Origin of the sequence: Agathobaculum butyriciproducens (assembly GCA_003096535.1) — a bacterium.
GTDB lineage: Bacteria > Bacillota > Clostridia > Oscillospirales > Butyricicoccaceae > Agathobaculum > Agathobaculum butyriciproducens.
In genome coordinates, this window is the sequence record QEKJ01000005.1 from 109,920 (window position 1) to 131,309 (window position 21,390).

The window sequence follows — 21,390 nt, forward strand, 5'->3', positions numbered from 1 at the left end:
CAGTATATATCATACACGATTTCAGCGCAAAATAAAAGAGGACGTTTGCACAGATTGCAAACGTCCTCTCTGAATTTTAAGTGCAATTTCTCTTAATAACAGCTGCAGCAGCGTCACTTTCCGACGCAGAAGTCGCTGAAAATGCGGGTGACAACGGCATCGGTCACGGTTTCGCCGGTGATCTCGCCCAGTGCGGTAATCGCGCCCTCGGCGTCCATCACGACCGCGTCCGGCGTCATACCGGATTGCGCCGCATACAGCGCTGCTTCACAGCGTTCGGCAGCACGCGCCAGCGCCGCCGCCTGTCTTGCGTTAGTGATGAGCGCACCGTCAAACGCACCGTCGCCCAGACCCACGGTTCGCGGGATAAGATTGAGCAGCTTATCCAGTCCGTCACCGGTTTTCGCAGAAAGCGGCACGATATGCAGGAAGTGCTTTTTCAGCAGCTTTTCATCCAGCTGCTGCGGCAGATCGACCTTGTTCACAACCGCGATCGCGCGGTGGCCTGCCGAGCGTGCCAGCACGAGCATATCCTCGTCGCTGATGGGCTTGGAGCCGTCGAACACAGCCAGGATGAGTGAGGAAGCCGAAGCCTCCGCCATCGCCCGATCAATGCCCGCCTGCTCCACCGGATCGTCCGTGTTGCGCAGACCGGCGGTGTCGGTCACGCGAAGCAGAATCTGTCCGACCTTGACATTCTCCTCGATGAGATCGCGGGTCGTGCCCGGAATATCGGTCACGATCGCCCGCTCGCGGCCGAGCAGCGTGTTCAGCAGTGTGGACTTGCCGGCATTCGGCCTTCCGAGGATAACGCACGGTACGCCTTCTCTAAGAATACGGCCGCGCTCATAGCTTTCTGCCATGCTGTACAGACGGCTTGTCGTGCGGTGCAGCAGCGCCGCGGCATCCTCGAACAGCACCGGATCAATGTCCTCGTCCGGGAAATCCACGACCGCGTGGAAATGCGCCACCATGCCGAGCAGCTCATCGCGCATCTGCTGCACGGGAGAGCCGACCGCGCCCATGACCTGTGCCGCCGCATTCTGCGCCGCCTCTGCGGTGCGCGCGGTGATCAGATCATGCACGGCTTCAGCCTCAGAAAGGCCCATTTTGCCGTTTAAGAAGGCGCGGCGAGTAAACTCACCTGCCTCTGCCTGCCGCACGCCCTGCGCGAACAGAGCGTCCAGGCCGGCACACAGCACGGCTGTCGAGCCGTGGCACTGCAGCTCCGCCATCGTTTCACCCGTATAGGTGTGCGGTGCGTGCAGCGCGACAGCGTAGCAGCAGTCAATCACATTGCCGGACTTGTCCGTCAGTGTGCCGTAAACCAGCTTCTGCGAGGGTGCTTCCGTAAGCGGCTTGCCGTTCTTCGCCTGAAAAACGGCATTTATCGCTTCGATTGCGCGTTCACCCGACACGCGGATCAAACCGATCGGTCCGCCGGAGGAGGAAATTGCGGCAATCGTATCGTTCATAACGAATACCCCGATTTAACCGCGGTCGCGGTTGCGATAGCTGTTATCCGGCGCAATAACAACGCGGCGACCCGGCTCGGTGCCGGTCGAATAGGTGGTCACACCGTTGAAGTCCTGCAGCGCGGCATGGATGATGCGGCGCTCATACGGGTTCATCGGCTCAAGCGTCATGGAGCGATGCGCCTTAACAACCTTCATCGCCATCTTGCGGGCCAGACGCTCCAGGCTTTCCGCGCGCTTCTCGCGGTAGTTTTCGGTATCGACAGACAAACGAACGTGCTCATCCAGTGCATTATTCAGCACCAGAGAGCCGAGGTACTGGATGGCATCCAGCGTGTCGCCGCGGCGGCCGATGATCGGGCCCATATCCGGACCGGAAATCTCCAGACGGAGCTGGTCGCACTCTACCTGCGGCAGGGTCTTAACCTGACCCTCAACGCCCATCTTTGCCAGCAGACCGGTTACAAAATCGGTAGCCAGCTTTTCCGCCTGCTGCATGCCTGCTTCGGAAACCGGGATCAGCTCACGCTCCTTAGGAACGGACGGCGTGATCGGACGGTCCTCACGCGGGCGGCGCGGACGGCGGTCACGGCCATTGCGGTCGCCGCGGTCACGGCGCGGACGGTCGCTGCGCTCACGGCGCGGCGGACGCTCAAACTCCAGCTTTTCCGGTACAAAGTCTGCCGGAGCAGCCTTTACCAGACGAGGCGTGTTATCATCCGTGGTGATGGACAGCTTCTGCGGCTTCTCAGCGGGTTTCTCTTGCTTCGGAGCCGGCTTTTCTGCCTTGACAGCAGGCTTCTCCTGCTTCGGCTCAGCCTTGGGAGCGGGCTTGCGCTCCTCACGCTTTACCTCCGGCTTTGCCGCCGGAATATCCGGTGCTTCATAGGTCACGCGCACGCGTGCCGGCGTTGCGCCGATACCCAGAAAGCCCTTTTTGCCGATCTCGAGTACCTCTACCGATACATCGTCGCGCTCCAGACCGAGCTGCTCGAGGGCATTCTCGACTGCTGCGTCACGGTTTTCACCGGTAGCCTCTAAAAACTTCTGCATGATTTACTTGTCCCCCTTTTTGTTCTTTGCGTTCTGGGACTGCTGCTTCTGTGCAGCCTTGTGTGCTTCACGCTTAGCCTGCTTCTCTGCCTCGATGCGGGCAGCCTCAGCAGCCTGCTTGGCCTCCTGCTTGCCGCGGAGCGTCTTGGTGAGGATGATCTCCTGTACGCAGGTAAATACGTTGTTGAAGATCCAGTAGATGCCGATTGCACCCGGAAGGATGAACGCAAAGTACAGCGACATCAGCGGCATCATAAAGTTGAGCATCTTCATCTGACCTGCTGCCGCAGAGTTCTGCGTGCCCTGCATCTTCTGCATGATGTAGGAGGACAGGAATGCGGTCAGACCGGACAGGATCGGGATGATCCAGATAATGCTCGGATGAGAGATAGACGGCGTATCAGCCAGATTCAGACCAAAGAAGTGGAAATCCAGCGGGAAAATGGTCTCGCCGCTCTGCAGGCAGTTCATTACGTCAGAAGAGAAATTGCCTGCTGCATCAACAAATGCGTTCAGCTTCTCTGCGATCAGAATCTGAACCGTGTAGTTCGCGCCTGCGAGCTGATCCAGACCGATCATCTGCGCCAATGCGATAACTGTCTCGCGGCTCAGGCCGACGATGTACTGCAGCGGCTGCTGAACCGCGTAGTACAGGCCCATCATGATCGGCAGCGGGATAAGGTTGGGCAGACATCCGCTCATCGGGCTGACGCCGTGCTTTTCGTACAGCTTCTGCATCTCTTCGTTCAGCTTGACGCGGTTGTTCGCGTACTTCTTCTGCAGCTGCTGGAGCTCGGCGTTCATCGCGCTCATGGCGAGCATACTCTTCTTGCTCTTGATGGTCAGCGGGATGCAGACCAGCTTTACCAGCAGCGCGAACAGGATAACGGCAATACCGTAGTTCTGCACGATGCTGTACAGCCACTGCAGCAGCAGGCCGAACGGTCGAACGATCAAAATACCGAACAGTTTCGGATCTTTGACCAGGTTAGAAAGTTGATCCAGGGTCATAAAAACCTCCATGTTAAATTGTAAAACGACACAGTGAAAAGGATTTTGCAAAGCAAAATCCTCACTTTACCGCCGTAAGGCAGTATAAAACATGATCCCGTTCCTATTATGGAACCGGATCATAGGGTCCTCTCTTAGAGAAAGGATTGCAGCGGCAGATGCGCTTAAACGCCAGCCAGCCGCCCTTGATCGCGCCGTATTTCTCGATGGCCTCGATCGCGTACTGCGAGCAGGTCGGGATATACCGGCAGCAGGGCGGTTTGTTTGGAGAAATATACCGGCGATAAAACCGGATCATCGCCAGCAGCAGCCGCTTCATGTCCGAGCTGCCGCAACCTTGTTGTCCTTCAAGGCGCGCAGCAGCGATTTTTCGATTTCCTGATAGCTTGCGCCTACGGCCCGTACCCGTGCGACCAGCACAAGGTCGATGCCGTCGGCAAATTTGTCCTCGTTGAGACGGTACGCCTCACGAAACAAACGCTTGATGCGGTTTCTTTTCACCGCACACGCCAGCTTGGCACTGACGGTGAGTCCCAGCCGGTTGTAGCCGAGCTTGTTCCTGCGGCAGTAGATCACAACGTGTTTTCCTGCCGTGGACACACCACGATGATACAATCGGCGGAATTCGTGGTTTTCCTTTAAGGATACTGTTTTTTTCATCTTCTGATGCTCCCGTTTTTTCCTGATGCCCTCGAAAAAAACGTATTTTTTCTTTGCATCTGATGGTTTGCAAAGCTGATTTTACTATTTCGTTCGTTTCGGTCAGTAAAATCCAAACCTGAATACCGTATTTTCGCTGCATGGACTGCACCCTAAACAGAGTGACACCGCTCCAGACAACGATTGCTTGAGTGGTATTGCCCGTAAACGAAAAAACGAGCCGCACGAATGCGGCTCGTTACGAACTCTTTTGCGCCGCTGGCGCGAATTTTCGGGAAGTCTGAATACTTCCTTTATAGGCTGTCATTAAGCAGACAGCTTAGCGCGACCCTTAGCGCGACGGCGTGCAAGTACCTTGCGGCCGTTGGACGTGGACATACGCTTACGGAAGCCGTGCTCCTTGGAGCGCTGACGCTTCTTCGGCTGGAACGTTCTCTTCATAACTTTGTGCACCTCCCTGTTCTAAAATTTACAGATGGGCACCGGCATAGGTCCGGCGCAAGACGCGGGCATATGCCGCTGCCTGTCTGCATGATAGGATACGATATTTATTATCCTATATAGGTTCGATTTTGTCAAGCATTTTTTCCGACCCTCGAAACGAATTTCAGCAGTTTGCACAGGTTGTCAACATGTTGTGGATAAATAGAAGCATCTGCTCAATGTCTTGCGTAATCACGGTTTTCGGCAATCTGCGGATTTTCGGATTTCCGCGGAAAAGCCGCCAATTTTCGATGAATTTTTGCATAAATTCCGCAGTTTTCATAAAAAACGCCGTGCATTTTTTCCAGCCGGCTTAATTTTCGATGATTTCGACGCAAAAAACGCCGATTTTTTTAAATTCTGCGAAGTAAATAAACCGGTTCGGCTGTTCAAAATCATGCTGCCGCGCGGCACGCCGCCGGACAGTTATCCACATCGACGCATTGAACTTGTGGATAAAATATGCTATTATAAAATAGAATCATTATCGACAGGAGGCGCCCTATGGCAAACAATATATTGGAGATGGCGCTCGAACAGCTGGACTTCCCTCCTTCCACCATTTCCGCTTGGTTTGACGACGTAACGGTCGTTTCCTTTGGGGATAATCGGCTGGTGCTGCACTCTCCGGTGCCCTTTAAGAAAGAATTTATCGAATCCAAATTTATCGCTCCTCTGCAGGAGGTGCTGCACAACCTGACCGGCGACCCGATCACGATCGTTGTAGTGACCGGCGAATACACCGCGCCGAGCACGAGCACTTCTCCGTATGACGACTACACGTTTGAGCGTTTTATCGTCGGTTCGAGCAACAAATTCGCGCATGCAGCTGCACTTGCGGTTTCGCAGCGCCCGGCGGCAGAGAACAACCCGCTTTTCATCTACGGCAACTCGGGTCTGGGTAAAACGCATCTGATGTACGCGATCGCAAACGTGCTGCGCCGCACCCATCCGGAATACCGCATTATATATGTAAAGGGTGAGGATTTCACCAACGAGCTGATCACCGCCATCCAGGAAGGCAACGTACAGGCATTCCGCAACAAGTACCGCATGGTTGACCTGCTGCTGCTGGACGACGTGCAGTTCATCGCCGGCAAGGAGCGCACGCAGGAGGAATTTTTCCATACCTTTAACGCGCTTTATGAGGCAAAAAAGCAGATCGTGCTCACTTCTGACCGTCCGCCGAAGGAAATCAACACGCTCGAGGACCGCATGAAGACCCGTTTTGAATGGGGTCTGCTGGCTGATATTCAGCCGCCTGATTTTGAGACCAGAATCGCCATTATCCGCGATAAAGCGGTCAAAATGGGCGTTGAACTGCCCGATGACGTATCCAACTACATTGCAGAGAATATCCAGGCAAATATCCGCCAGCTCGAAGGCGCGGTCAAAAAGATCAAGGCCATGCACGAGCTGATGGGCGAACGCATCACGGTTTCGCTTGCAGAAAACGCGATCGACGCGCTGCGCACCGAGAATCCGGGTCTCAATCCGACACCGGAGCGCATTATGGAAGCGGTAGCGAACTACTTCTATATCCCGGTCGAGCAGATGATCTCGCAGAATCGCTCCAAGGATGTAGCCTACCCGCGGCAGATGGCAATGTACATGATCCGGCAAGAGCTTGAATACTCCTTCCCCGATATTGCAAAGATATTCAAACGCGACCATACCACCGTCATGCACGCTTGCAACAAGATCGAGGAGGAGCGCAAGAACTCCCGCGAGACTGAGGACGTTATCAAAAAGCTGCATAATAATATCCGCGGCGACGGCTGATCTTTACCGTGCATTCGTGCAAAACGACTTTTCCACAGCCTAAAAATGCACAGTTTAATTATCCCCAGCCAACCTGTGGATTCCACATGGATAACTCTGTGGATAAATAACGGGGTTATTTTCACTGTGTATCGTTTATTTTTCATCCACAACCTCCTGTGTACGACATTTCCCGCGCCATACCTGAGGATTTTCGGGTTTTCCCCAATTTCCCCAGGTACTACTACGAATACTATATCCTATCCTTCTGTTATGTGTGATCTTTCGAGTCTCTGGCGACGCAGGCCAGAAGCTGTTCGCCCACTGCGGACATGGTCATTAGATGGTGTGTGCAATCGCACAGTATTTGCTGGCGTATATTTATAAATATGCAAACACTGCATAAATCGACTCTTTGTTTTATTTCCATTTTTGAGAGGAGCAACTATGAAGTTTTCCTGTGAAAAAGAAACCCTGCTGAATCTGCTCAACATCGCCTCCCGCGCAGTAACCGGCAAAAGCTCGATGCCGCTGCTCGAAGGTCTGTTGCTGGCAGCCGATGCAGATACCCTGACCATCACCGGCTACGACCTGTCCATGGGCATTCGCACGACCGCGCAGGTCGATGTGGTAGAGCCCGGCAGAATCGTACTGAATTCCCGCCTGTTCTGTGACATCGTTCGCAAGCTGCCGCAGGACGTGGTCTACCTTGAGACCGACGACAAACTGATGACCACCATCAAGTGCGGCCGGTCAGTGTTCAACCTGATGGCCAGCGAGGCTGACGAATATCCGGCTCTGGCTGATGTGGCCAGCGACAAGGGGCTCTCTCTGCCGCAGCCCATCCTCAAGAGCATGATCGCGCAGACCATTTTCTCGGTTTCGGACAACGAATCCAAGCCCATCCATACCGGCTGCCTGTTTGAAATCGAAGGCAACCGTCTGAACGTCGTGGCCGTTGACGGCTACCGCCTGTCTGTACGCCGCGAGACCGTCGAGGGCGTTCCCGGTGATATGAAGTTTGTTGTGCCGGGCGCGTCCCTGCGCGAGATCGAACGAATTCTGGGCGATGATGACGATATTGTCGAGATTTTTCCGGATTCCAAGAACATTTTGTTCCGCATCGGCGGCACGACTCTCATTACCCGTCTGATCGACGGCGAGTTTCTCAACTACCGTGCGGCCATTCCGAAGGAGTTCGAGCACGAGGTTTCAGCGGATCGCCAGGAGCTGATCCAGTGCATCGAGCGTGTCTCCCTGATCGTGTCGGAAAAGCTGAAAAACCCGATCCGCTTCCATTTTGACGGCTCGTATGTGCAGATGTCGTGTGTGACCGCGATCGGTAAGAGCTATGACGAATGCCCGTTTGACGGCTCGATCGAGAACCTTGAGATCGGCTTCAACAACCGCTACATTCTGGAGGCGCTGCGCGCGGCCGGCGATGAGCAGGTGAAGCTGCAGCTCAAGGGCGCACTCAACCCGATGATCATTTCGCCGATGGAAGGCGATAAATACACCTATCTTGTACTGCCTGTGAGACTGAAAGCCAATGACTGAAATTAAAATTGAAACCGAATTCATCAAACTGGATGCACTGCTCAAATTTGCAAACCTGGTAAGCTCCGGCGGCGAAGCGAAGATCCGCATTGCCGAGGGCGAAGTGCTGGTAAACGGCGAAATCTGCACCATGCGCGGCAAAAAACTGCGTTCCGGTGACATGGTAGAGCTGGACGGTGCGAAGGTCTGCATCAAATAAAATAAACACTGCGTATGATAACGAACGCGATTTTGTGTGTTCATTATCATACAAATCGTCTAATATGGAGAAGCCCATGTACATCAAGTCGTTAAAACTGCAGAATTTCCGCAACTATGCGGACGAATCGTTTGCGTTCGATCCGGCGGTCAACCTGATCTGCGGCGAAAACGGACAGGGCAAAACCAACCTGCTCGAAGCGGCAGCGGCCTGCTCGACCATGCGGCTGTTCCGCACGGCTCAGAAAAAAGAGGGGCTGCGGTTCGGAGAGAATCATGCGTTCATCTTTGCGGATTTTGTCGCGCAGGAGCGCGATATTTCGCTTGAACTGCGATTTTCCCGTACCAAAGCGATGGAAATCTACAAAAACGGTGTGCGGCAGAAACGCCAGTCGGACGCACAGGGACTGCTCAAAACCGTGCTGTTCTGCCCGGAGGATCTGATGCTCGTCCGTGCCGGAGCGGCGGCTCGCCGCCGATTTCTCGATACCGCGCTGTGCCAGATGCGGCCCAACTACGCACGCTATCTCGAGGAATACAACCGTCTGCACGAGCATAAAACGCGCATTCTGCGTGACAGCGAAGAAAAGCCTTCCCTGCTCTCCATGTGGGAGGATTTCTCGCTGCGCATGGCGCATATCGGCGCGCAGATCATCCGCTACCGCGCGTACTACTGCCGCAAGCTGCTGAAAGCTGCGGCTGCCGTCTATGCAGATATCGCGCCGCATGAGGTGCTCTCCGGTGTGTACAAGACCGTGTCGAGCGTCACCGACCCGTTTGCAGACGCTCGAACAATCGAAAAGCAACTTATCGACCATGTGTTCAGCCATAAAACCGCCGAGATTGCGGCTAAAAGCTGCCTTTCCGGTCCGCATAAGGATGACTTGGAGCTGTTATTGGATGGCCGCAGTGCCGCTTCCTTCGGCTCGCAGGGACAGGTGCGGACCTGCACATTATCGCTTAAACTCGCCGAGCGTGAGCTGTTCTTCGACGAGGACGGCGAGTATCCGGTGCTGCTGCTCGACGATGTGCTCAGCGAGCTTGACCGCCGTCGTCAGGACTTTGTGCTCAACCGCATATCGGCGGGTCAGGTCATGATCACCTGCTGCGAGGACGGCATCTCGGAAAAGCTGCGTGCAGGCGCGGTTTTCCATATTCAAAACGGCGAAAAATCCGCAGAAATACACTAAAATCACATAATTTTACAAACTATTGCACGGCGGGAACAGATACCACCTCGAAATTTCCTGCCGTGCCCTTGTTTTCTTTCAAAAAAACAGAGAAATATTTGTTTTTCCTTAGGTTTAGGGTACACAATTAGTGAAAAAAGTGGTATAATTAAATCCAGTTAGTAATTAGAAATTAGGGTGTCGCGCACGGCGCGATTGTTGAAACGGATAGAAAATCCGCAGGACTTTAATTACGCATTACTAATTTCCAATTATTCCGGAGGAATAGAATGTATTTACATTTAGGTCAGGACTACATCGTGCCCTTGCAGAGCGTAGTTGCGGTGTTCGATATGGATACGGCGACTGCATCCAAGCGCACGCGCCTGCTGCTTGAACGCCTGCAGGACGAGGGACGGATCATCGAGCTGTACGACGATCTGCCGCGCGCGGCTGTGCTGTGCGAAAACGCCCTCGGTGAGACCCTGTACCTGACGCAGCTTTCTCCGCAGGCCATTCAGCGCCGCGCTGAAAAGGGCTACGCCGTGTAGGCTCCGCCTTCGTCGAAAAATACATTTTTCGACGAAAAGGATATACCGCGTATACGCGGACATATCCCAAGCTACGAAAAGTTCCGCCTGATGGTTGAAACTTTTCTCCGCACTTGTATAAAAAGTGTGATACATACTCCCACTTTTTATGAATTCCCGATGGAAATTCTATTTTATGCGCGCTGATGCGCGATTTGTTTTGTTCCCGCAATTTCTGGAAAGGAAATTTAACGATATGAGTGAAGAAATCGAAATCAAGGACGAAGTGCTCGACCTGAAGGTTACCGACAAATATGATGAAAATCAGATTCAGGTACTCGAAGGCTTAGAGGCTGTCCGCAAGCGCCCGGGTATGTACATCGGTTCTACCTCGGCACGCGGTCTGCACCATCTGGTGTATGAGATCGTCGATAACTCGATCGACGAGGCGCTCGCAGGCTACTGCACGCACATCGAAGTTACGATCGAAAAGGGCGATATCATCCGCGTTGCCGACAACGGCCGCGGCATTCCCTGCGGTATTCACCCGCAGATGGGCATTCCGACGCTCGAGGTTGTGCTCACCGTCCTGCACGCAGGCGGTAAGTTCGACGGCTCCGGCTACAAGGTATCCGGCGGTCTGCACGGCGTTGGTTCATCGGTCGTAAACGCGCTGTCCGACTGGCTGGAGGCCGAGGTCCGCGACGGCCATACCAAGCACTACATGCGCTTTGAGCGCGGTGTAACGACCGTCAAGATGCGCGATACGCCGTGCGAGAGCGAAACCGGCACGACTATTCGTTTCCATGCGGACCCGGAGATCTTTGAGACGACCATCTACGAGTACGATGTGCTCGAAAAGCGTCTGCGCGAGCAGGCGTTCCTCAACGCAGGTCTGAAAATCACGCTGCGCGATGAGCGCGACGATGAGCCGGTCGAGGAGGTTATGCACTATGAGGGCGGTATCCGCCAGTTTGTCGAGCACCTCAACCGCACGAAGACGCCGCTGCACGAGAATGTGATCTACATGGAGGGCAGCCGCGATACCTCGATGGCCGAGGTTGCCATGCAGTACACCGACAGCTACAGCGAGCTGATGCTGTCCTTCGCAAACAATATCAACACCACCGAGGGCGGCACGCATGAGACCGGATTTAAGGCCGCTCTGACCCGTGTACTCAACGATTACGGCAAGAAATATAAGCTGCTCAAGGACGATGAGTCCTTCAAGGGCGAGGATGCGCGCGAGGGTCTGACTGCGATTATCTCGGTCAAGCTGCAGGAAGCGCAGTTCGAGGGCCAGACCAAGACCAAGCTGGGTAACAGCGAAATGCGTGCGCTGGTGGACGCAATGGTTTCCGAGAAGCTGATGACCTTCTTCGAGGAGAACCCGCAGGTGGCCCGCACCATCATCGAAAAGGCGCAGACTGCCGCGCGTGCCCGCGAGGCCGCGAAAAAGGCGCGTGAGATGACCCGCCGCAAGTCCGCACTGGATTCCGCTTCCCTGCCGGGCAAGCTGGCGGACTGCATCGAAAAGGACCCGACCTACACCGAAATCTACATCGTCGAGGGTGATTCCGCAGGCGGCTCTGCCAAGGAAGGCCGCGACCGCCGCCATCAGGCCATCCTGCCGCTGTGGGGCAAGATGCTGAACGTGGAAAAGGCACGCCTCGACCGTGTTTACGGCAACGACAAGCTCACCCCGATGATCACCGCGTTCGGCGCGGGCTTCGGTGATGATTTTGACCTCGCAAAGCTGCGTTACGGCAAGATCATCCTGATGGCCGATGCCGATGTTGACGGCAGCCATATCCGCACCCTGCTTTTGACGTTCTTCTTCCGCTTTATGCGCCCGCTGATCGAGCACGGCCATGTGTTCATCGCACAGCCGCCGCTGTTCAAGAACGAAAAGGGCAAGGATGTCCGCTACACCTATACCGAGGAGCAGCAGCGCGACTGCATCGCTGAAATGGGCGATAATGTGCGTGTACAGCGCTACAAGGGCCTCGGCGAGATGGACCCGCAGCAGCTGTGGGAAACCACCATGGACCCGGAGCACCGCACGCTGCTGCAGGTTACGATGGAGGACGCGGCCGCTGCCGATGAGACCTTTGCGCTCCTGATGGGCGAAAAGGTAGAACCCAGACGAGAATTTATCGAGCGAAACGCAAAATATGTAATGAATCTGGACGTTTAAGGGAGAAAACTATGCTGTTTTTTGAAAATGATTACGGTTATGGCGCACACCCCAAGATTTTAGAGCATCTGGCACAGACGAATATGGAGCCGGTTTCCGGCTACGGCAACGATAAATTTACCGCCTCGGCGGCAGAAAAGATTAAAGCGGCGGCGGACTGCCCGGACGCTCAGGTGTATTTCCTGACCGGCGGCACACAGACCAACATGGTCGTCATTGATACGCTGCTCCGTCCGTATGAGGGCGTTGTAGCGTCCTCCTGCGGTCATGTGAACACGCATGAAGCCGGCGCCATCGAGTCCACCGGACATAAGGTGCTGACCGTTCCGCATAAGAACGGCAAGCTGGATGCGGACGATCTCCGTGAATATGTTCAGACCTTTTATGCGGACGCAAGCCACGACCACATGGTATTTCCCGGCATGGTGTACATCTCTCATCCGTCCGAATACGGCACGCTTTACACCAAAAATGAGCTGGAACGCCTGTCTGCTGTATGCAGAGAGTTTAATATGCCGCTGTTTCTGGACGGCGCACGCCTCGGCTACGGCCTTACGGCGGACACCGATGTGACGCTGCAGGACATTGCCAAGCTGACTGATGTGTTCTACATCGGCGGCACCAAGTGCGGCGCGCTCTGCGGCGAGGCGGTTGTGTTCACGCACGGCAATATGCCGAAACAGTTCGTCACGATGGTCAAGCGCCGCGGCGCAATGATCGCCAAGGGCCGTCTGAACGCGCTGCAGTTTGACGCCCTGTTTACCGACGGTCTGTACGAGAAAATCTGCGCACCGGCGGTCAAACTCGCCATCAAGCTGCGGGACGGTCTCAAAGCAAAGGGATACCGCTTTGCACTGGAATCCCCGACAAACCAGCAGTTCATCATTGTAGAAAACAGCAGACTGCCCGAGCTGCAAAGCAAGGTAGTTTACAGCTTTATAGAGAAATATGACGCGGAGCATACGGTCATCCGTCTGGCGACCAGCTGGGCCACGACCGAGGAGCAGGTAGACGAGCTGCTCAGTATCCTCTAAGCGATAAAAACAGTCGTTTTCGGCTGAAAGCCAACACTTTTGGAGGCAAAATTAAAATATGAGTCAAGAATACGAACAGCAGAAAATCATGCAGGTCGATCTCGAACGCGAGATGAAGAAAAGCTACATCGACTATGCAATGAGTGTTATTGTCGGCCGTGCGCTGCCTGATGTGCGTGACGGCTTAAAGCCGGTACATCGCCGTATCCTGTACGCGATGTACGAGGACGGCCTGACCTCGGACAAGCCTTACCGCAAGTCGGCAACGACCGTCGGTAATGTGCTCGGCCGGTATCATCCGCACGGCGACGCATCGGTTTACGACGCGATGGTGCGTATGGCGCAGCCGTTCTCGCTGCACTATCCGCTGATCGACGGTCACGGCAACTTCGGTTCCGTGGACGGCGACCCTCCGGCAGCATACCGTTATACCGAGGCCCGCATGGCCAAGCTGGCGAACTACATGCTGGCGGATATCAAGAAAAACACGGTCGATTTCCAGCCGAACTTCGATGAGGAGCGCCAGGAGCCGGTCGTACTGCCTTCCCGCTTCCCCAACCTGCTGGTGAACGGCTCGTCCGGCATCGCGGTCGGCATGGCAACCAACATCCCGCCGCACAACCTCGCGGAGGTCATCGACGGCACCTGCTATGTCATCGACCATCCCGAGGCGGAGATGGACGAGATCTGCCAGTTCATCAAGGGACCAGACTTCCCGACCGGCGGCGTTATCATGGGCCGCAGCGGCATCCGTGCGGCTTATGCAACCGGCCGCGGCAAGATCAAGGTCCGCGCAAAGACCGAGATTGTAGATCTGCCGAACGGCAAGAGCCAGATCGTTATTACGGAAATTCCGTACATGGTAAACAAGGCGCGTCTGGTCGAGTCCATGGCAAATCTCGTCAAGGATAAGCGCATCGACGGCATCACGAACATTCAGGACCATTCCTCTCGCGAGGGTATGCAGATTGTCGTGGATGTTCGCCGCGATGCCAACGCGCAGGTCATCCTCAACCAGCTGTTCACCTATTCGCAGCTCGAGGATACCATTTCGATGATCCACATCGCACTCGTGCCGGGTGCGGGCGGCAAGCTGCAGCCGCGTGTGCTGACGCTGCGCCAGATCCTCGATCAGTATATCGGCTTCCAGAAGGACGTTGTCGAGCGCCGCACGCGCTTTGATCTCAAGAAGGCGCGCGACCGTGCGCACATTCTGGAGGGTCTCAAGGTCGCAACTGACAATATCGACCGCATTATCGCAATCATCCGTGCCTCCAAGAACGAGGCCGAAGCCAAGGAAAACCTGATGGCGGAGCCGTTCTGGATCGACCAGATTGCGCTGCTCGGCATCGTGGACGGCTCGGAGCACTTCGAGTTCCACCTCGACGAGCCGCAGGCGCAGGCCATCGTAGATATGCGTCTGGGCCGCCTGTCCGGTCTGGAGCAGGAGAAGATCAACGACGAGTACAAGGACCTCGAGAGCCGCATTGCAGGCTTTGAGGAAATTCTGTCGTGCGATGCGAATATTCTTGCTGTTGTCAAGCAGGAACTCCAGGAGATCAAGCAGAAATACGGCGACGAGCGCCATACGCGCATTGAGAATGTGGCCGACGAGATCGACATTGAGGACCTCATCGAGCAGCAGGACTGCGCGTACACCCTCACCCACTTCGGCTATATCAAGCGCCAGCCGACCTCGGTTTACCGCGCACAGCGTCGCGGCGGCCGCGGTGTTTCCGCAATGAGCACCCGTGAGGAGGACTTCGCAAAGGATATCTTCACCGCATCCACGCATGACACCATCCTGTTCTTCTCGGATCGCGGCAAGGTTTACAAGCTCAAGGGATACCAGATTCCGGAGACCGGACGTTCGGCTAAGGGCATGAACATTGTTAACCTGCTGGAACTGGAAAACGGCGAAAAAATCACCGCAATGTTCCCGATTCAGGAGTTTGCGGACGATAAGTTCCTGTTCTTCGTCACCCGTCAGGGTATTGCAAAGCGTATCGTGCTGAGCGACCTGCAGAACATCCGCCGCGCGGGTCTGCGTGCGCTCAACCTCAATGAGGACGACGCACTGGTTGACGTTCGTCTGACCGACGGCGAGCAGAACATCCTGATCGCCACCCACGAGGGCAAGGCCATCTGCTTTGACGAGAACGAGGTTCGTGCAATGGGCCGTGTGGCTACCGGCGTGCGCGGCATCAAGCTGGCCGAGGGCGATTACGTTATCGGCGCGGCGCGTGCCCGCAAGGACGCATATGTGCTCTCCATCACCGAGAACGGCTACGGCAAGCGCACTCCTGTTGAGGAGTTCACCGTGCATCATCGCGGCGGCGGCGGCATGATGCTGCATAACCTGACCGAAAAGACCGGTCTGGTGGCAGGCATCGCGGTTGTAGACAGCGAAAACGATGTGATGATCATCACCGACGACGGCGTTATCATCCGCACCGGCGTTGAGGAGATCCGCGAATGCGGCCGCGGCTCGCAGGGCGTTATCGTCATGCGTACCGGCGAGGACGTAAAGGTTATCTCGATTGCCCGCACGGACAAGGAGGAGGAAGACCCGGCAGAAGCCGAGGAAGAAACCTCTGAATCTGCTGAAAACGCAGAGAGTACCGAAGAATAAAAAGCAAAAGACGAGTCCGTTTGGACTCGTCTTTTTGTGCCTGAAAAACAGAAAAACCGCCTGTAAAGACGGTTTTTTGACTTATACGGTTTTACGCGGTAGCGACTGCAGTATCCTCGATCTGCTCGTAAACGATGCTGATGATAGACAGCACCACGGTAGCGGTAGCGATGCAGATATGCTGCAGATCGTCGTTGATGCCATGCGGCTTAGTCGAAGTGCGGTAAGCCTCGTGCATCGTGGAAATGCGGTTCACGAGTGTGTCCACGGTCGTGGGCGGAATGATGGGACTTGCCCATTTCTCAAACTTATCTTCGGTCATACGGCGGCGAATTACCAGTGCAACGCGCTTTTCATAAACATAATGTGCGAGCAGATTGTGCTCATAGATATCGTCGTTGTGCGGGTAGGTGAAAAAGTCGGTCATGTAGTGGCAGATCTCGCCGAGATCGACCGACAGCTCGCGTCCGTTGGTACGCCCGATGGTATACTTGCGCGTAAAAGTGCGGATTTTTTCCATCACCTCATCCATCATAATGGATGGGTTATGGCGTTTGGTGAGGTAAGTACCGGTCAGATCCGGTTTCAGGTTGCCGTAAATAAAGCCGCTCTGATCAAAGGTCACGCCGCAGGTCTGCTCAACGTAATCCATCAGCAGATTTGCAACGCGAATGTGGGATACGGAATCCATTTATCAGTCCTCCAAGACGGAACACATGTTAATTCTAACAGTAAATATTAAATTAACAAATTCTTAACGCCCGAAAAGCATCCTCTCCGCTTTTCACGATCGAAACCAGTATAGCACACTTTTTGCACATTGTCTCGCTTTTTTGAAAATTGTAACGCAAACAACACAGAATGTTAACAATTTTGCGGATTATCACAATTTAAGTTGCATTAAATTGGTTATCTTGCCCGGTATTGCTCACTCTTGAATTTGATTTTGCCCTCAAGGGCCTTGCGCAGACGTGCACACATGGCTTCCCTGTCCTGGTTGAGCGTGCCCGCCAGATTAACGTAGTTAGACGCGTGATTTGCACGGAAAATACTGCCCTCGGAGTCGATATGCTCGAGCAGGATGAGGGTTTCGTGCGCGATTTCAATCGGGTTCATCAGGTAGAAACGGCCCTCCTGCCAGTCGCGCATGAGCGGCGTCGGCAGCTCAAACAGCAGGGTCAGCAGGCCAATGTACTCCGGCTTCATGCGGGAGAGCGCTTCTGCGGTCTTGATGGCGTGCTCCTCGCTCAGCTCCAGCGAGCCGAGACCCGCAATGCAGGTAACGGACAGCTTCATACCGGCTTCCTTGACCATCAAACCCGCATGAACGATCTCATCGGCGGTTTCGCCCTTGTTGATGCGGCGCAGTACCTCATCCGAGCCGGATTCCAGACCCAGATAGATCATATCCAGACCCAGATCGTGCAGCATGTTCAAATCTTCCTGCTTTTTGCACAGAATGGACGCCGGAGAGCCATAGCTGGTAACGCGCTCGCACTCCGGAAATACCTTCTTGATGTAGCGCAGGATTTCTGCCATGTGCTCGGGACGGCACATCAGCGCATCGCCGTCTGCCAGAAAAATACGGCCGACACGGCGGTACATGCGGCGTGCTTCATCAAAATCAGCCTTGACCTCCTCTAGCTTGCGCACGCGGAAACGCTTTTCCTTGTACATATCACAGAAGGTGCATTTGTTGTGGCTGCAGCCGATGGTGACCTGCACAATCAGGCTGTATGCCTCAGAGGGCGGACGAAAAACTCTGCCTTCGTATTCGATCATGGGTAAAACTCCTTATTTTAGCTATTTAGATAAACAAAACGGACGGAGTATTCCGTCCGTTTGCTGGTAATATTGGGTTAGTCTTCTTCGGCTTCCGGCTCTTCCTCGGCCTCAGTCTGAGGCTCCTCAGCCGCCGGTTCAGCAGCCTTGGGGGCATCGTCAAATGCGTCCTGATATACCGAAGTATCCGCGCACTCCTCTGCGCATGCGCAGGAGGCACAGTCGGACTCGGCACGCATCATTTCCTCCAGCTCATCCATGGCCTTCAGTTCAGCCTCGTGGTAAACTTCCTCTTCACGCTTTTTCTGAAGCATAACAAGCGCTGCGGTAGCACCGGCTGCACAGGCAAGGCTGGTCAGCAGCAGACCTGCTTTCACCTTGGTAGAATTTTTCACGGTATCCACTCCCTCTCAAATGATGCGGAACTATTGTCATAATAAAAATCAATCAAACAAAATACGGCGTAAATGCCGATTAAGTGCTTTGCCTATACTTTACCATACGGATGGGGCAAAGTCAATGCTAACGGCACATTTAGCCAAGCTCGTAGGCACGCTTAATGCACTTATCGCAGGCTTCCGACACGATTCCGTACAGATCGCGGTCCTCAAGCACCTTCATACCCTCGATGGTGGTGCCGCCGGGCGAGCACACCGCGCGGATCAGCTCTGCCGGTGTCTTATCGCGGCGCAGCAGCATTTTTGCCGAGCCGATCATGGTCTGACAGATGAGCGTCAGCGCGTCGTCCTCGTTGATGCCGTGCTGCTTTGCGCTCTGCACAAATGCGTCCGCGTAGGCATACAGGTACGCCGGAGCCGAACCGGCATACGGAATGACCTCGTTGAGCATGTTCTCCTGCTCAAACGTGACGGTAACGCCCATGGTGTTGAACAGTTCACAGAGTTCGGACAGCTGCTTGTCGGTTGCAGCCGCATTCTTAACCAGCTGGGTTGCACCCTCGCCGAGCATAAGCGGCGTGTTCGGCATCACGCGGATCATCGCGGTGTCCGCGCCGAGCGCACCCTCCAGCTTGGCGAAGGTTACGCCTGCGGCAATGGATACGACAAGCGGCTTCTCCCCTTCATATTTCGCCAGATTCGGCAGGATTTCATCGAAATTCTGCGGCTTGACGGCCAGCAGCACGATCTCGCTTTCTGCGTAGACCTCGGTATAGTCACCCGTGACGGCGTAGCCCTTGGCTGCATGAGCGGCGCGTTTTTCCTCGCTGCGGTTGAACATCAGCACCTGCTCAGGCGCAAAACGGCCTGCGCGCACTGCGCCTTCCGCAATAGCGGTACCCATGTTGCCGGCACCGAGAACACCGAATTTGTATTTTTTCATGTCAATACACCTCGTTTATGGTTTGTTGTTTCATATATGCTTAAGGCAACACCGCACAATTAAAGCTACGGCGCTTTGCGGAAATTTTATGTCTTGACTTTGTTGCGATTTCACGGTAATACATCAAGTATTACCGCAAAACCGCGCCTTGTCAGCACGCAAAATTTGCTCGCAAATCGCTCTTGTTCAATTATGCGGTATTGCCTTAAATGATAGAGGGCAGCCCGCTCTGCGGAAGGAATACTGCCGTTTCTTTCAAATTATGGCAGATAAAACGATCATATCCGATAAAAGATATTATAGCACAATGTACTTTTCCTGCAAACAGCTTGTGAAAAACTTTCGGATATGGTAAAATAGAAATAATTTTATTTCATGATGGCTGTCATTTCGGACAGTCTAAAAGATATTGTATGTAAGGGAGTAAAACACAAAACATGGAACAAAAAAAGAGAAGCAGCTTCTCCAGCCGAATTGGTTTCGTGCTGGCGGCGGCAGGCTCGGCGGTAGGTCTGGGCAACCTTTGGCGATTCCCCTATCTGGCGGCACGGTACGGCGGCGGTATTTTCCTGCTAGTGTACCTTATTCTCGCGCTGACGTTCGGCTTTTCACTGATGATTACCGAGATTGCCATCGGACGAAAGACCCGTCTGTCCTGCATCGGTGCGTACAAGGCGCTCGATAAGCGGTTCGGATTCCTCGGCTGGCTGGCGGCGTTCGTGCCGTTCATCATCACGCCGTATTACTGTGTTATCGGCGGATGGGTTATGAAATACCTGTTCACCTTTATCAGCGGCAACGCACTTGAGGCGGCCGACAACGGCGGATTTTTCAGCAATTTCATTGGCTACGATGCGGGTTCGCTGTCCTCGACGATTTTCAGCTTCAACGGACCGACCCCGTGGTTCATCCTGTTCGTGCTGGCAACCACCATTGTCGTTATCTTTGGTGTTGAGAAGGGCATCGAGAAGGCAAGCCGTATCATGATGCCGATTCTCGCCATTCTGGCGGTCGTTATCGCAATCTACTCGCTGACCATTCCGGGTGCGATGCAGGGCCTGAAATATTATATTCTGCCCGATTTCTCGCAGTTTTCGGTATCTACCGTGCTTGGTGCGATGGGACAGATGTTCTACTCGATGTCGCTGGCAATGGGTATTATGATCACCTACGGCTCCTACATGCAGAAGGAAAATCTGCTTGAGCACTCTGTCGCTCAGATTGAGATTTTTGACACGCTGTTCGCGTTTGTGGCCGGTCTGATGATCATTCCGGCGGTTATAGCGTTTAACGGCGGCGATCCGTCTCAGGTAAACAGCGGCCCGGGTCTGATGTTCATCACTCTGCCGATGGTATTCGACTCCATGAAGTTCGGCACCATTATCGGCGCGGTATTCTTCCTGCTCGTACTGTTTGCGGCGCTGACCTCCTCCATTTCGCTGATGGAAACACTGGTTTCCGTGCTGATGGACAAGGCACACATGAAGCGCAAGACGGCTACCATCGCTATTACGGCAAGCTGCCTGATCATTGGTATGCTGTCCTGTCTCGGCTATGGTCCGTGGGCAACGATCACCATTATCGGTATGCAGTTCCTCGACTTCTTTGACTTTATCTCCAACTCCGTGCTCATGCCGATCGTGGCGCTGCTCACCTGCATCCTGATTGGTCATGTAGTCGGCACCAAGGTCATCGCAGACGAGGTAAAGGAAGGTGCCGGTTCGTTCCACCGCGAGAAGCTGCACCGCGTTATGGTGCGCTGGGTGGCTCCGGTGATGCTGGCAGCGATCCTCGCTTCGGAATTGGCAACAAAGGTATTCCACCTTTTCACAATCTAAATAGCTGTCGCGGAACTACAGTTCCGCCGACAAGAGGAACGGACCGTGGGCCGTTCCAAAGTCGTCCGAAAGTTCCCATACGGAAACTTTCTCCCTCTTAGGGTATAAAAACCGAGATACATGCTCCCGGTTTTTATGGATTGCTCTGGCAATCCTATTTCATGCGCGCTGACGCGCGAAAAGGAACGATATTCAGGAGAAAACCAATGAAAACTGTAACCATTTACACAGATGGTGCGTGCTCGGGCAATCCGGGACCCGGCGGCTGGGGTGCGATCCTGCAGTACGGCAAGGCGGAAAAGGAGCTTTCCGGCTCCGAGCCGTCCACCACGAACAACCGCATGGAGCTGCTCGGTGTAATTACCGCCCTCGAGACCCTCAAGGAGCCGTGCTCGGTCGATCTGTATTCGGACAGCAAGTATGTTGTTGACGGCATTACCAAGGGCTGGGCCAAGGGCTGGCGTGCGCGCGGCTGGGTTAAAAGCGATAAGAAACCCGCAAAAAATCCGGAACTCTGGGGGCGTCTGCTCGATCTGCTGGATAAACACGAGGTGCGGTTCCATTGGGTCAAGGGTCACGCGGATAATCCATATAACAACCGCTGTGACGAGCTTGCCGTCGGCGAGTATCAGAAGTATAAGTAAGGCTGTCGCGAAACTACAGTTTCGC

General features: G+C 54.4%; 20 protein-coding genes. 10 read left to right on the forward strand and 10 right to left on the reverse strand.

The annotated features are described in order from the left end of the window. Positions 1-113 precede the first annotated feature (113 nt). The 6 genes from mnmE to rpmH all read right to left on the reverse strand — a co-directional run bounded on the left by mnmE (position 114) and on the right by rpmH (position 4,640). Positions 114-1,475: a tRNA uridine-5-carboxymethylaminomethyl(34) synthesis GTPase MnmE gene (mnmE, locus tag C7386_RS06175; RefSeq protein WP_110435752.1), complete on the reverse strand. Its 1,362-nt coding sequence runs from the start codon at positions 1,473-1,475 to the stop codon at positions 114-116. A 15-nt stretch (positions 1,476-1,490) separates the two neighbouring features. Continuing rightward, positions 1,491-2,528 carry an RNA-binding cell elongation regulator Jag/EloR gene (gene jag, locus C7386_RS06180; protein WP_110435753.1) on the reverse strand — a complete coding sequence of 346 codons (1,038 nt, stop codon included), beginning with the start codon at positions 2,526-2,528 and terminating at the stop codon, positions 1,491-1,493. Between the two features lie 3 nt (positions 2,529-2,531). Further along, positions 2,532-3,539 carry a YidC/Oxa1 family membrane protein insertase gene (locus tag C7386_RS06185; RefSeq protein WP_165815485.1) on the reverse strand — a complete coding sequence of 336 codons (1,008 nt, stop codon included), beginning with the start codon at positions 3,537-3,539 and terminating at the stop codon, positions 2,532-2,534. Positions 3,540-3,645: 106 nt separating this feature from the next. After that, on the reverse strand, positions 3,646-3,858 hold the full coding sequence (gene yidD, locus C7386_RS06190; protein ID WP_110435755.1) for a membrane protein insertion efficiency factor YidD: 213 nt from the start codon (positions 3,856-3,858) through the stop codon (positions 3,646-3,648). Next, a complete protein-coding gene (gene rnpA, locus C7386_RS06195) occupies positions 3,855-4,199 on the reverse strand; it encodes a ribonuclease P protein component (RefSeq protein WP_110435756.1) in 345 nt (114 codons plus the stop codon). Before rnpA ends, yidD begins: the two co-directional genes overlap by 4 nt. Positions 4,200-4,505: 306 nt before the next feature. Continuing rightward, positions 4,506-4,640, reverse strand: a complete 135-nt coding sequence (gene rpmH / locus C7386_RS06200; RefSeq protein WP_110435757.1) for a 50S ribosomal protein L34 — start codon at positions 4,638-4,640, stop codon at positions 4,506-4,508. Between the two features lie 546 nt (positions 4,641-5,186). Here rpmH and dnaA point away from each other — a divergent pair. From dnaA to gyrA, 8 genes are all read left to right on the forward strand, one after another. Next, a complete protein-coding gene (gene dnaA / locus C7386_RS06205; RefSeq protein WP_227110081.1) occupies positions 5,187-6,464 on the forward strand; it encodes a chromosomal replication initiator protein DnaA in 1,278 nt (425 codons plus the stop codon). A gap of 426 nt (positions 6,465-6,890) precedes the next feature. Beyond that, complete coding sequence (dnaN, locus tag C7386_RS06210; protein ID WP_116705076.1) at positions 6,891-8,000, forward strand: DNA polymerase III subunit beta; 1,110 nt, start codon at positions 6,891-6,893, stop codon at positions 7,998-8,000. Then, the gene (yaaA, locus tag C7386_RS06215; RefSeq protein WP_116705077.1) at positions 7,993-8,199 is read left to right on the forward strand and encodes a S4 domain-containing protein YaaA; all 207 of its coding nucleotides are present in this window, start codon (positions 7,993-7,995) and stop codon (positions 8,197-8,199) included. The genes dnaN and yaaA overlap by 8 nt, the downstream gene beginning before the upstream one ends. Before the next feature lie 64 nt (positions 8,200-8,263). Beyond that, on the forward strand, positions 8,264-9,388 hold the full coding sequence (gene recF, locus C7386_RS06220) for a DNA replication/repair protein RecF (protein WP_318261201.1): 1,125 nt from the start codon (positions 8,264-8,266) through the stop codon (positions 9,386-9,388). A gap of 269 nt (positions 9,389-9,657) precedes the next feature. Next, entirely contained in the window at positions 9,658-9,918 is a 261-nt protein-coding gene (gene remB, locus C7386_RS06225) for an extracellular matrix regulator RemB (protein ID WP_110435761.1), read from the forward strand. Positions 9,919-10,153: 235 nt separating this feature from the next. Continuing rightward, the gene (gene gyrB / locus C7386_RS06230) at positions 10,154-12,094 is read left to right on the forward strand and encodes a DNA topoisomerase (ATP-hydrolyzing) subunit B (RefSeq protein ID WP_110435762.1); all 1,941 of its coding nucleotides are present in this window, start codon (positions 10,154-10,156) and stop codon (positions 12,092-12,094) included. An 11-nt stretch (positions 12,095-12,105) separates the two neighbouring features. Further along, a complete protein-coding gene (locus C7386_RS06235; RefSeq protein ID WP_110435763.1) occupies positions 12,106-13,128 on the forward strand; it encodes a threonine aldolase family protein in 1,023 nt (340 codons plus the stop codon). 58 nt (positions 13,129-13,186) lie between these two features. Then, positions 13,187-15,760, forward strand: coding sequence for a DNA gyrase subunit A (gyrA, locus tag C7386_RS06240; protein WP_110435764.1), 2,574 nt, complete (start codon positions 13,187-13,189; stop codon positions 15,758-15,760). A 91-nt stretch (positions 15,761-15,851) separates the two neighbouring features. Here the strand turns inward: gyrA and C7386_RS06245 are convergent, their stop codons facing one another. The 4 genes from C7386_RS06245 to proC all read right to left on the reverse strand — a co-directional run bounded on the left by C7386_RS06245 (position 15,852) and on the right by proC (position 18,883). Then, positions 15,852-16,451 (reverse strand): zinc dependent phospholipase C family protein, encoded by a 600-nt coding sequence (locus tag C7386_RS06245; protein WP_110435765.1) that lies wholly within the window; start codon positions 16,449-16,451, stop codon positions 15,852-15,854. Positions 16,452-16,669: 218 nt separating this feature from the next. Further along, entirely contained in the window at positions 16,670-17,539 is an 870-nt protein-coding gene (locus tag C7386_RS06250; protein ID WP_382730120.1) for a radical SAM protein, read from the reverse strand. Positions 17,540-17,619: 80 nt separating this feature from the next. Continuing rightward, positions 17,620-17,937 (reverse strand): hypothetical protein, encoded by a 318-nt coding sequence (locus tag C7386_RS06255; protein ID WP_110435767.1) that lies wholly within the window; start codon positions 17,935-17,937, stop codon positions 17,620-17,622. 139 nt (positions 17,938-18,076) lie between these two features. Further along, positions 18,077-18,883 carry a pyrroline-5-carboxylate reductase gene (proC, locus tag C7386_RS06260; protein ID WP_110435768.1) on the reverse strand — a complete coding sequence of 269 codons (807 nt, stop codon included), beginning with the start codon at positions 18,881-18,883 and terminating at the stop codon, positions 18,077-18,079. A gap of 437 nt (positions 18,884-19,320) precedes the next feature. On the opposite strand from proC, the gene C7386_RS06265 reads away from it, so the two are divergent. Continuing rightward, positions 19,321-20,721 carry a sodium-dependent transporter gene (locus tag C7386_RS06265; RefSeq protein WP_110435769.1) on the forward strand — a complete coding sequence of 467 codons (1,401 nt, stop codon included), beginning with the start codon at positions 19,321-19,323 and terminating at the stop codon, positions 20,719-20,721. 206 nt (positions 20,722-20,927) lie between these two features. After that, entirely contained in the window at positions 20,928-21,365 is a 438-nt protein-coding gene (gene rnhA / locus C7386_RS06270) for a ribonuclease HI (RefSeq protein ID WP_110435770.1), read from the forward strand. Positions 21,366-21,390 lie beyond the last annotated feature (25 nt).